Source organism: Bradyrhizobium sp. Leo170 (assembly GCF_004296405.1).
In the GTDB taxonomy this organism is placed as follows: Bacteria; Pseudomonadota; Alphaproteobacteria; order Rhizobiales; family Xanthobacteraceae; genus Bradyrhizobium.
In genome coordinates this window covers 1-11,703 of the sequence record NZ_PSRR01000271.1, presented here as the reverse complement: position 1 = coordinate 11,703, position 11,703 = coordinate 1, and the positions used below count along the sequence as shown (strand labels likewise).

Here is an 11,703-nt window from a genome sequence, read left to right as displayed (position 1 = left end):
TGAGACCGACAAGCGTGGGCACGCTGCGGCTCGGCAGCACGCGATCATAGACTTCCAGCATGAACAGCGAGCCGGTCAGGCTGAGCAGGTTGATCAGTCCGCTGAACATCGCGATCGCGATCAGCGCGGCGCGGCAGGATGCAAGAGCCATGTGCAAGTCCGATTCCGCGCCAGGTGCGGCAGGACGGTTTGCTTGCGCGATTGACATCACGGGGAGTTGCTCCGCAGATTGTAGGTGAGCGGCCACTGTTTGACAGCGATGTGTCGGACCACGCTTGAATGCATGAATGCGGAGGTGACGGGGGAGCCGCACCTCCGCAGTCAAGTCTCGGTGATGGGCGGGCAGAGCCCGCCCATCTTGATCGCCGTCAGACCAGATACTGGTGGATCAACTGCAGTTGACCACCCTCGACCTGTTCGCCGCCGACCGCGAAGTGGGCCTGGGTATCGATCAGGTAGACGTTCTCACCGGCGTTGCCGAGGATGTGCGAGACGTCGATGACGCCGGACGATTCCTCGTCCTGGGTCAGGAAGTTCGCACCGCCCGAAGTGAAGCGGCTAGGGTCATGCTCGGCGAGCTGCGTCAGCTTGTCGGTCGCCGGATCGTACTGCCAGACCTTGCCGAGATGCGCATTGTTGCCGACGTCCTCGCAGAGAACGATCTTGCCGTTGGCATCGACGGTCATGTTATCGAACATCTGCTGGCCTTCAGTGCCGTTCAGCAGCAGCTTGATGGTGCCGCCCGCGGCCGGGTTGCTGGAATCGTTGAAATCCAGTGCCCACAGCCGGCTCGGCGCATTGAAGGCGTCCGTCGTCACGAAGTAGAAGCGGTTCGGATTGAGCGTGTCCCAGGCGCCGTCTTCCGGACGAAGGAAGCTGGTGACGCCGGCAGCCTCGCTCGCCGCATCGATCTCGGCACCTGTCATGCCGCTGACGTCGCCGAGATCGATCATCGAGAAGGTCGACTTCTCGTCCGTCCCGAGCGGGGAGGCGGTGTTCGGTTCGTTGTTGTTCAACGTGCCTTCGAACTCGTTAACGTGAATGCCGAAGAAATGGCCGCCGGTCAGGCCGGCCTTCTCGACGGCGTTACCGGTCGCCTTCTTGTCGCCGGCATAGAAATAGACTTGGCCGTTCTGTCCATCGTCCAGCGCCGCGACCACGGTCTTGTCGCCGGTATGCGCGCTGGCGACCACGTTCTCGAAGGCCATATTGCCGAGCCCGGCGAGTTCGTAGCTATTGCCGTCCTGCGCGCCGCCCACGATATGGGCGAATGCCCGCCCTTCGACACCAGACTCTTCACCGTTGAGATAGATCCTGCCGCCGTTGAAGCCGAGACCGGTTTCCGCGCTGTAGAACGCGCCCTGATCGGCAAGGTCGGCGGAGCAGAAGCGGTTGAACGACACCGGGCTGTTGCTGGCGTTGTGGTCGACATAGCTGTTGGTCGTCGCGTCGTAGAGCCAGACGTCGTGGATGAGGTCCTTGCCCGACACCGCCTGCAGCGTGGTCTTGTCGAACACCCATTCCGAGATGAACGCGCCTGTGGCGCCATGAGCGCGCGCAACGCCCAGGTTTCCGCCGAGTTCGTGGTTCATCAGCACGGTGAAGGTCCCGTCGCCATTGTCGAATGCGCCAAGGCCGTCGGGAATACCGGCCATCTTGTAGCCGCCCACGCTGTCACCCGCCGTCAGCAGTGACTGAGTGTAGACATGGGAATCGCTGCTGAGGAGGTAGGGCGTCTGTGAGCTTGACGGACCCTTGACCTCATCTGCGATGATGAACTGTTCGGAGTGAAGGTTCGAAATGCGCGTATTCTCGATGACGAGCTTGTCGCCATTGCCGAAGCTGATCTGAACGTCGTGACCGACCTGTCGGGCGGAGTCGATCAGCGCCTGAAAAGAGGCGACCTGGAAGTCACGGATATCGATGCGGTCGCCGCGATCGAGATGCTCGATCGTGTCGACGCCCATGCCCTTGCGGAACAGAAATTTGTCGTTGCCGTCATCGCCGCTGAGTTCGTCCCGACCGGCGCCGCCCAGCAGCAGATCCCGTCCGGGGCCGCCGAACAGGCGGTCGTTGCCTTCGCCACCGATCAGAGCATCGTTGCCCCTTCCACCGAACAGCGTGTCGTTGCCTTTGCCTCCATCGATCAGATCGTCGCCCCGAAGGCCGAAGATGATGTCATTGCGGTCCGACCCGAAAAGATCGTCGTCGCTGGTCGTTCCGAACAGCTTCTTGCCGAACGGACCGCCGTGGTGATGTGTGTGATGGTGTTGATGACGTCCTGACATTGCTTTCCCCTGGATAATGGATCGTAGCCCGGTCCGTTAACCAAGCGGCCGTGACGGTCGCGCGACATCGGGATGAAGTTGCAATCGTTGCGGCGAAGAGTTCACTCATCCGCGGCGGATCGTGCCAGTTTTCGCTGGAAATTGAGCTGGTTCGAATTGCGTGACAAAGAGTCGCGGAGTGCTGACGTCTTGTGGAAAAGTTGGCAATTCGGTCGGCTCTTGCGACGCTGCCGGCCCGTCCGGTCCGGTTGGATGCGTCGCACAAGGCGCGCGGAGAGGCACTGGCGCTGATCTCGCGGCCGGCTTATCGTTATGCAATGCGATTGAAATCAAGCATCTGGGTGTCCGCATATCTGCGGCGCTGCCAGAAGGAAGGCGTGTTCGGTGCGGTGCGCCGGCGCGGTGCGGAGGAGGCGGGGGCGGTGTTCGTCAAGGTGGCGTTGCTCGACGGCAACGCCATGCTTTACACGCCCGCGCCGCAGACAGCCTATGAAGACAGCCGGCCGTTCGACCGCATCTTCGTGCCGATGACGCAAGAGCCGGTGCCGGAATCATCGGTGGAGCAACGGCTTGCCAAGGAAATCCGCTTCGATCCCGATGCCTGGGTCGTCGAGACCGAGGACAAGGCCGGGCGGCACTTTCTGGACCTGGCGAAGGGTTAGCGTCCGGAGCTCTGCGAGCGGATCGCGGGCGCATCACCCGGCTGACCGGTCGGCCGCCTCTCAGCGGATGTGGAGCGCGCGCGATGGCGCTCGTCATCGTAGAGCGAGGGGCGATATTTGGCACGCGCGACCGCCATGGTCGAGCCTCGCCACGCCGCCAGCATGATGAGCGCCGTCCGTTCGCTCAGCCGATCGTACATGCGCGACAGGCGAAACACGTAGTGCACCGATGAACCCAACGCCGGATTGAGGAACATCAGCACCCGCTGGAACACCGGGCTCGGCATGTTCAGCGCTCTCGCCGCGCAGGCCAGCGGCTCGCCGCTGGGATCGTTCACCACCTGCTCGGCAATGCGCGACGGCAGGATCAGCGCTTCGCCGACTTCGCGCGCGAAATTCTCGATGTCTTCGGCGAAGGCCGCCATTTCAAGGATCTCGATGGCGCGCGCGGCGCGCGGCGCAGGAATCCGCGCCGACGCCTTGAGCGGCGTCTGCACAATGTTCTGCAGGATCTGGACCCGCTCGCTGGCCGTCGCGGCAAAGAACATGTCGGTGATCTCTGCGGCATCGTTGGGCCGCATTGCAAGGCTCGCTGCCATCCGAAGCTGCGCCTCGGTCGGGGGGGTGACCGATAGTGGCTGTGACGGCGGCGCCGCGATTTCAGCAGCGGCCGGCAGCGGCTGGTCCGGGTCGGTGCGCCGCAGGCTGAGCTTGCCGAGAAGCTCCTCCGGCGTTGCCGGATAGACCGAGAGCCGCGCCCGCACCGCCGCACGCGTCGCATCGTCCACCTGGTCGATCAGGCGCGAGGCCAGTTCGACGAATTGCCGCTCTTCATCGGCGGAATGAACCTTGGCCTGCACATAGAGGTCGGTGAGCACGCGCAGCAGCGTCGGGCGAATGTCGACGCCCTCGCGACGTGACAGGGTCATCAGCCCATCGAGGCCTGGAATGACTGGAGCTGCGCTCATGGGAAGGCGTACGCGACTTTCGAAAATGCGCAAAACGTTCGGACGCCAGCCTATGTCGGCGGCTTTAAGAGCCGGTTAAGGAAAACGAGCCGTGAAGGCATCCGTTAAAATGTGAACTATCTGACGGAAGCGATCTGGCGAATAAGGCACACTCGCCACATCGGTAACCGACCGGCGGCTCCGATTAAGAGGTCATTAACCACGTGCGGTTCTTAATCCGGACGTCGCCTCGCAAATCATCACCGCGCGGCAGGCAGAGAGAACAGAAATGGGCACCATCATTGAGTTTCCGGCGGATGCGGCATCGCGGCGGCCGGGCGCGGTCATGGGTGGCGCTGCAAGCGATGGCATGGGGACTGTTCTGATCCTTCCCGTTATCCGGATTGAGCGCGTAACCGAGCAGAGCGACGGTGGACGCGGGCCGGCAGAAGGTACAGCGCCTCGTCGCCGTCGCCGTCGGCGCACCTGACGATTGGACGTTTGAAATGCGGGAGGGGTATCTTCCGAGCCGGAGTACCGGAAGCCGGCGCCCACGCGCGGTGTTGGCGCTGCTGCTGATCGGCGCGGCGCTCGGCGGCTGCAGCGGCGGCGATTTCGGCCGCACGCGTGCCGACTTCCGTAACGACGACATGCACCGCTGGCTCGGCGCGGAAGCGACCGGCAGCATCGGCATGAGACCGTCGCAGTTCCAGCTTACCGAAAACGAGCGCCAGCTCCGCGATCTCGCCTATCCCCTGATCGAGCCGCCGCATTCGCGGCCGGCCTGGAAGAGCGTGTTCGGCGACTATCAGCCGTTGCCCTCGCCATGGCGGCAGAAGGTAGTGTTCGACCGCACCGCTTACGGACGGGCGCTGATCGACGAGCCGCACCGCGCGCACACCTCCCGCTACATGCAACTGATCGACGACGTGCGCGACGACATCACACGCTTCGAGCCGTTCTTTGCGACCGCCTGGCGCGTCATCGAGCTCGACCGCAAGCGCAATGCCAGCCTCGGCATGGTGTCGGACCTGTCGCCGCGGGAGCGGGCGGACGCGATTGCCCGGATGGAAGAGAACACGCTGATCGTGCAATGGGTCCAGCAATGCCTGGAGCGGCGGATTTCGTCCTACCGCTGGGCGCTGGAGCGGTTGGTGATCCAGGCGCCCGACAACGTCGCGGCCGATGCCGATCGCCTGATCGGCGAGCTCGCCGTGCTGACCGCCAATCCGCCGGTCGCCGCGCAGCCGCCGGTGATCGGGCACGCCACGGTCGTCAAGGGCTAGCGTTTCGAAGGCCGTGCCGCGGGCGCAGGGGCGGGGAGCGGGATTTCGGCCTGCTTGGGCGCCGGCGGCTCGGTCTGCACCTTGCAGCTTGCGGCCGCGAGCGAGGCCTGTGCCTGCGGCATCAGGCCGGGCTCGGCCGCCAGCGCCTTCAACAGGATCAGGCCGGTCGTGGTCGGGGAATCGATGATCAGCCGGTCGGCGGCGGTGATGTCTTCGTCCTCCGGCAGCTCGTTGTGCTGCGCCTCGGTCATCAAATCGAGCTCGATCACCTTCTTGCCGGCGGAGCGGTCGTTGATGGCGTAATAGGCGAGCTCGTTACGGGTGTAGAACGACACCGAGGTATAGGCCTGGCTCACCGGCACCGTGAGCTTGATCGGCCCGGTCGAGAGATCGTAGCGGCAGATCGCCATCGCGAATGCCGGGTCCATGAACGGCATCAGCGAATTGCCGGGATCCGCTGATGGCAGTGCCGTGACCGCGTTGAGCTGCGTGATCGGCGTCAGCCGCGAATAGGCGTCCTGCGAAGCGATCCGCGGCAAGGCGAGCACGCTGACGAGATGCACCACGCCGCCCAGCAGCACGCCAGCGATAATCGTGAAGGCGAGGCGGATCATGGGCAGCCCACCGTCGAGATCATCGGCATCGGCGCATCGCGCTGGGTCCGCGTCGCCACCCCGACCGGCGTGTCGTAGAGCCGCAGCATCAGCGCGTAACGCTCGATGCCGCCCGTCGGCAGCCAGTTGCCGGCCCGCGAGCGGGAGGCGATGCGGATCTCGAACGTACCATCGGAGCCGCGGATGATCTCCTGGCTGGTGAAGCCGTAGCGCTGCAGCGAATTCGCCACCAGACGGCCTTTGCTGTCGAACAGCGTCAGCGTCCAGAACCGCGCCGGCGGGGTGACGCCGCTGACGACGACGTCGCAACGTCCGTCGAGCGGCTTCTTCTTGTCATCGGTGGTGGCGGTGAAGCCGATGCCGTCGCCGGTGCCGACCGGCAATTCGCCGGAGCGGGCGATGGTCGCACGGTTGTAGGGATCGATGTCGGATGTGCCGTTTCTCGGCCGCGCGGTCCAGGCGCCGATCTTCAGCGTCCCGATATTGGTGCCGCGCGTCGCGGCCACATAGGTCGAGCCGAGCCCGATCCCGGCAGCAACGATCAGCGCGAGCAAGGTGATGAGGATCAGCCGCACGGCCCTACAGCTCCGAAGCGATCACCGGCATCAGTTTTTTCGCGGCGTCGGTGCCGCCGCCTGGTCGCCGGCCGCCGTGACGTAATTCTCGGGGAAGGCCAGTGCGCTGGATGACGGCTTGTCCGATTTCGCCGGCGCGTTGGACGACGTTTTGCCCAAGGTCCTGGCGGCGTCGTCGAGCATTTTCTCGACCCGCACCAGGATATCGGCGCCGCGCTTGGTCAGCACCGGCGGCGGACCGGGCTTGGTCTCGAGTATCTTGGGCGCGGCGTTCGCGGCAGCGTTCGCCTGCGTCGCCGGCTCCTTCGGCAGTTTCTGGCCCATGCCGACGCCGGGAATTTCCCGCACTTCGACGCCTTGATGCGCGGCGACCATGATGTCGTGCCAGGTCTGCGCCGGCAGCGAGCCGCCGGTCATGCGGTTGGTCGGCGAATAGTCGTCATTGCCGTACCAGACCGCGCAGGTGAAGTTGCCGGTATACCCGACGAACCAGGCGTCACGATAAGCGTTGGTGGTGCCGGTCTTGCCGGCGGTCGGAATGCCGTCGAGCGCCGCGCGGCGCGCGGTGCCTTCGCTCACCACATGGCTCATCATCCCCGCCATGTCGGCAGCAACGGAGGCCGGGATCGCCTGCCGCGGCTGCGGCCCGTCGCGGTCCCAGCGCCATACCAGGTCGCCGGCGCCGGTGCGGACTTCCAGCACCGCATGCGGCGTGACGGACCGGCCCCTGTTCGGGAACGTCGCGTAGGCAACCGCATGCTCGACCACGGTGACTTCGTCGGAGCCGATCGGCAGCGATGGCGTATCGGGCAGCGGCGCCTTGAGGCCGAAACGGCGCGCCACTTCGACGATCTTGGCGCGGCCGGCTTTCGGGCCTTCCTTGCCGCCGAGTGCGATCGAGAGTTTCACCGGCACGACGTTGATCGAGCGCGTGATCGCCTGCGTCAGCGTCACCGAACCGGAATAAGAGTGGCCATAGTTCTGCGGGCACCAATTGCCGATGCACACGGGCCCGTCGACGATCTTCGAGTTCGGCGTGAACCCGTTCAGGAGCGCCGTGGTGTAGACATAAGGCTTGAACGACGAGCCGGGCTGCCGGTACGCGTCGGTCGCGCGGTTGAACTGGCTGGCGCCATAGTCGCGCCCGCCGACCATCGCGCGCACGCCGCCGTCGAGATCGGACACCACGGTTGCCGCCTGGGTCGCGTGATAGTCGCGGCCGAACTGGCGGAGCTGGTTCTCGACCGCTTCCTCGGCGGCGCGCTGCACGTTCATGTCGATGGCGGTGCGGACCACGAAGACGCGCTCGGTATAGGATTTCGGGAAGGTGTCGACCAGCCGGCGCATCTCGTCGAACGCCCAGTCGAGATAGTAGTTCGGCGAATTCTCGTCGCGCCGGTCGACCGCGACCGCGGGATTGCGGCGGGCGCCGAACACCTGGCCCTCGGTCATGAAGCCGGCGTCGACGAGGTTGTCGAGCACGACGTTGGCGCGGGCGCGCGCCGCCGGCAGGTTGATGTGCGGCGCGTATTTGGTCGGCGCCTTGAACAGGCCGGCAAGCATCGCGGCTTCCGCCAGATTGACGTCGCGCGCCGACTTGTTGAAGTAGAAATGCGCGGCGCCATCGACGCCGAAGGTGCCGCCGCCCATATAGGCGCGGTCGAGATAGAGCTTGAGGATCTCGTTCTTGCTGAGGCGGTGCTCGAGCCAGATCGCCAGGAATGCTTCCTTGATCTTGCGCTCGATGGTGCGCTCATTGTTCAGGAACAGGTTCTTGGCAAGCTGCTGCGTGATCGAGGAGCCGCCCTGGCGCACGCCGCCGGCCTGCGCGTTGGTGACGAGGGCGCGTGCGGTGCCGGCGATGTCGATGCCGAAATGGTCGTAGAAGCGCCGGTCTTCGGTGGCGAGGGTGGCTTTGATCAGGACGTCGGGAAAGTCTTCCAGCGGGATCGAGTCGTTATGCTTGATGCCGCGGCTGCCGATCGGATTGCCGTAACGGTCGAGGAAGGTCACCGCGAGATCGGACTTCTTCAGCCAGTCGTCATCGGCGGTTTCGCGGAACGCCGGGATCGCAAGCGCCAGCAGCACGACCATGCCGCCGAGCCCCATGGTCGCGGCTTCCGACAGCGGCTCGATGAACACCCAGCGCTTCCAGCGGCCGACATAGAAGTTGTCCATGAAGGTGGAATAGCGCTCATAAAGCTCACGCAGGCCCCTGCCGGAGGAGAACAGCGTGGAGTCGATGCGCGCATCCAGGTCCAGAAAGAAGTTCCGGAGCTTGGTCGTCCACTGCGGCGGTAGGATCTGGCGCACCGGGGCCCTTGCTCGGTTAGAAACCGCTCGCGTGCCCATCCATTTGGGCACCGGTCGAGCGTCTTGATTCCATGTTGCGGCAAACCCAAGGCGCTGCTCGCGCCAGTTGGGAGACTCGGTTATCGTTTCTATCCGAGCGGAGGCTATAAACCAATGGTGTTGCTTGCGATTTTAATGTCAGGCTGAACCTGTTTGTGAACTCGTTCGCGCGCCCGCAGATGGGCCCGCTTGCGTGCCTGCCACTACCGCCCCTAGATGGGTTGTGAACCGACTTAAACCAAATTCTTCGATTTCCATGACCGCACCGCCCAAGCGCGCCTCCGCCCAAGAGGGATTTTTCTGGAAAACCAAGACGTTGGAGCAAATGTCCAACGTCGAATGGGAAAGCCTGTGCGACGGCTGCGGGCGCTGCTGCCTGGAGAAGCTCGAGGACGAGGACACCGGAAAGATCTACTTCACCCACGTCTCCTGCAAACTGCTGGATGCCGGGCTCTGCGCCTGCAAGGACTATCAGAACCGGTCCGACAAGGTTCCGGACTGCGTCCGCCTGACGCCCGAGAACGTCCGTACCCTCAATTGGCTGCCGCCGAGCTGCGGCTACAAGCTGGTCGCGGAGGGCCGCGATCTCTATTGGTGGCACCCGTTGATTTCCGGCGACCCGAACACCGTGCACGAGGCGGGTGTCTCCGTGCGCGGCCGGGTGCAGGGCACCGAGGACGAGATCCCCGACGCCGAGCTCGAGGACCACATCGTGCGGTGGCCGGCGCTGCTGCCGAAGCGGGCGCGGCTGAAAAACCGGCCGAAATCGTAACGTCTTGTCCAAGCGCGAAAATCACATCATTGGGATGACGCGGCCTCGGAATGCGCCTATGCGCTGAGCCGCCTGCCTCAACAGGAATTTGCTGCCTACATTGCAGTTCATAGAACGATTCCATTGTGGCGTTGCGCCGCAGCGAGACTTGCGCCTGAGATGAACAAGTTTGAACGGCAGAGCAGCGATCCTGCCGACCGACGGGCATTGCCTGCAGACGTAGCCGAAGAGCTGTCCCGCCTGCCGACCGAGGTGATCGACCTCACCGACGCGCCACCGCTGGCGCCGCCGGCTCCGCTTGCCCCTGACGAAGTCCGCACCATCGTGATCAGCCTGATGCTGACGATGTTTTTGGCGGCGCTCGACCAGACCATTGTGGCGACCGCGCTGCCGACCATCGGCCGCCAGTTCCAGGACGTCTCCAACCTGTCCTGGGTGATTACGGCCTATCTGCTGGCATCGACCGCGGTTGCGCCGGTATTCGGCACGCTGAGCGACATCTATGGCCGGCGCGCCATGATCATCACCTCGCTCAGCCTGTTCATCGTCGGCTCGATCCTGTGCGCGATCGCCCCCAACATGCCGGTATTGATCCTGGCGCGCGGCCTGCAGGGGCTTGGCGGCGGCGGCATCCTGCCTGTCGTGCAGACCGTCATCTCCGACGTGGTCAGCCCGCGCGAGCGTGGCCAATACCAAGCCTATTTCAGCGGCGTCTGGATGGCCGGCGGCATCGCGGGGCCGGTGATCGGCGGCGCGTTCGCCGAGCATCTGCACTGGTCGATGATCTTCTGGATCAACCTGCCGCTGTCGTTTGCCGCACTCGCGCTGCTGTTGCCGAGGATGGGCAAGATCCCGGTGTTCCACCGCAAGCGCAAGGTCGACTGGCTTGGCGGCATCCTCCTGATGGCCTCCGCCGTCATGGTCACGCTGGTGCTGACCTGGGGCGGCAGCCGGTTTGCCTGGCTGTCGCCAGTGATCATGGCGATGGTCGGCGCGTCGTTTGTGCTCGCCGCCAGCTTCGTGTGGCACGCGGGCAGGGCGGACGAGCCGTTCCTGCCGCTGTCGCTCCTGAGCGGAACCGTCGTTCCTTTCGCGATCGTCGCAGGCAGTTGCGCGCTCGGCGCGATCGTCGGGCTGACAGTGCACCTGCCGCTCTATTATGAGGTGGTCTATCACCTCAGCGCCAGCGAGGCCGGCCTGGCGCTGATCCCGCTTGCCGCGGTCTCGACCTGCGGCGCGGCGATCGCCGGCCGGACCATGGTGCGTGCCAAGCATTACAAGCGCGTGGCGGTCGTCGGCACCTCGGTCGCCGCCCTCTGCGGCGCGGCGATGGCGATGACCACGCTGCCGCTGTGGGGGCTGCTCACGCTGATGTCGGTCTTCGCGCTCGGCCTCGGCACGACGTTTCCGGTCAGCGTGGTTTCGCTGCAGAATGCGGTGGCGCGCTCGCAGGTCGGCACCGTGACCGGTGCAATGAATTTCTTCCGCGCGCTGATGGCCTCGTTCGCGGTGGCGGCGTTCGCCGCGATCCTGCTGATGGCGCTCGGCGCCGACATCTCGCTCGCCGGCGAACATCATGGAGCGGTGAGCTCGATTCCGGTCGCCGACATGACCACCGCCTTCCGCTTCGTCTTCGGCGCCGCCGCCGTGCTGCTCGCAACTGCGGCGCTGTGCATCACCATCATGGAAGAACGGCCGCTCGCAGGCCCGACCACGCGCCAGGTGGAAGTGGCGGAGTAGGGCGGATCGAGCGGTTCGATTTGTAGGATGGGCAAAGCGACAGCGTGCCCACCGTCAAGCGCTCCGCTCGCGATGGTGGGCACGCTTCCGCCGGAGCTCGTTTGAGCCGCGGTGCATGAAGTTGCTTTGCCCACCCTGCAGGTCCCGCCTTGTGTCACAGGCTCCCTCTCCGTGGTCATTGCGAGCGCCGCGAAGCAATCCATGCCTCCACTTGCGGCGCGATGGATTGCTTCGCTGCGCTCGCAATGACGGTGAGAGTTCTGATTCAAATGTCAAACAGCTCTCCGCTGTCATCGTCCGGCTTGACCGGACGATCCAGTATTCCAGAGGCAGCGGTGCTTGAGCCGAGAGGCCGCCGGGTACTGGATGCCCCGCCTTCGCGGGGCATGACGATAGAGTATGATGACGGGATATGAGTCCGCATTCTCGCGGCGCGTTGCGTCCGAGCTTTGCGTCACTTTCCACCC

10 protein-coding genes and 1 pseudogene are annotated in these 11,703 nt (G+C 64.7%); 5 read left to right on the top strand and 6 right to left on the bottom strand.

The genetic code is table 11. The features are described 5' to 3' along the window. Together CWO89_RS48275 and CWO89_RS48955 are read right to left on the bottom strand one after the other, a co-directional pair. Positions 1-208 (bottom strand): annotated as a pseudogene (locus CWO89_RS48275) (type I secretion system permease/ATPase); the annotation flags it as partial. 160 nt (positions 209-368) lie between these two features. Further along, positions 369-2,288, bottom strand: coding sequence for a calcium-binding protein (locus CWO89_RS48955; RefSeq protein ID WP_130582569.1), 1,920 nt, complete (start codon positions 2,286-2,288; stop codon positions 369-371). Positions 2,289-2,605: 317 nt separating this feature from the next. On the opposite strand from CWO89_RS48955, the gene CWO89_RS32425 reads away from it, so the two are divergent. Next, positions 2,606-2,950 carry a DUF1491 family protein gene (locus tag CWO89_RS32425; RefSeq protein ID WP_130582570.1) on the top strand — a complete coding sequence of 115 codons (345 nt, stop codon included), beginning with the start codon at positions 2,606-2,608 and terminating at the stop codon, positions 2,948-2,950. Here the strand turns inward: CWO89_RS32425 and CWO89_RS32420 are convergent. Next, positions 2,947-3,879, bottom strand: a complete 933-nt coding sequence (locus tag CWO89_RS32420) for a DUF2336 domain-containing protein (RefSeq protein WP_130582568.1) — start codon at positions 3,877-3,879, stop codon at positions 2,947-2,949. The two genes, CWO89_RS32425 and CWO89_RS32420, sit on opposite strands and share 4 nt — an antisense overlap. 307 nt (positions 3,880-4,186) lie before the next feature. Between CWO89_RS32420 and CWO89_RS48260 the strand changes: the two genes are divergently transcribed. Together CWO89_RS48260 and CWO89_RS32410 are read left to right on the top strand one after the other, a co-directional pair. Continuing rightward, entirely contained in the window at positions 4,187-4,387 is a 201-nt protein-coding gene (locus tag CWO89_RS48260; protein WP_130582567.1) for a hypothetical protein, read from the top strand. Between the two features lie 16 nt (positions 4,388-4,403). Further along, entirely contained in the window at positions 4,404-5,183 is a 780-nt protein-coding gene (locus CWO89_RS32410; RefSeq protein ID WP_130582566.1) for a hypothetical protein, read from the top strand. On the opposite strand, the gene CWO89_RS32405 is transcribed toward CWO89_RS32410, so the two are convergent. From CWO89_RS32405 to CWO89_RS32395, 3 genes are read right to left on the bottom strand one after another with little or no spacing between them, the layout of a single operon-like run. Next, complete coding sequence (locus tag CWO89_RS32405) at positions 5,180-5,797, bottom strand: DUF1254 domain-containing protein (RefSeq protein ID WP_130582565.1); 618 nt, start codon at positions 5,795-5,797, stop codon at positions 5,180-5,182. The genes CWO89_RS32410 and CWO89_RS32405 overlap by 4 nt on opposite strands. Further along, positions 5,794-6,372 (bottom strand): DUF1214 domain-containing protein, encoded by a 579-nt coding sequence (locus CWO89_RS32400; RefSeq protein WP_130582564.1) that lies wholly within the window; start codon positions 6,370-6,372, stop codon positions 5,794-5,796. The genes CWO89_RS32405 and CWO89_RS32400 overlap by 4 nt, the downstream gene beginning before the upstream one ends. Before the next feature lie 30 nt (positions 6,373-6,402). Continuing rightward, positions 6,403-8,685: a transglycosylase domain-containing protein gene (locus tag CWO89_RS32395; protein ID WP_130582563.1), complete on the bottom strand. Its 2,283-nt coding sequence runs from the start codon at positions 8,683-8,685 to the stop codon at positions 6,403-6,405. 295 nt (positions 8,686-8,980) lie between these two features. Between CWO89_RS32395 and CWO89_RS32390 the strand changes: the two genes are divergently transcribed. Beyond that, the gene (locus CWO89_RS32390) at positions 8,981-9,496 is read left to right on the top strand and encodes a YcgN family cysteine cluster protein (RefSeq protein ID WP_130582562.1); all 516 of its coding nucleotides are present in this window, start codon (positions 8,981-8,983) and stop codon (positions 9,494-9,496) included. A 159-nt stretch (positions 9,497-9,655) separates the two neighbouring features. Continuing rightward, entirely contained in the window at positions 9,656-11,236 is a 1,581-nt protein-coding gene (locus CWO89_RS32385) for an MDR family MFS transporter (protein WP_130582561.1), read from the top strand. Positions 11,237-11,703: the final 467 nt, after the last annotated feature.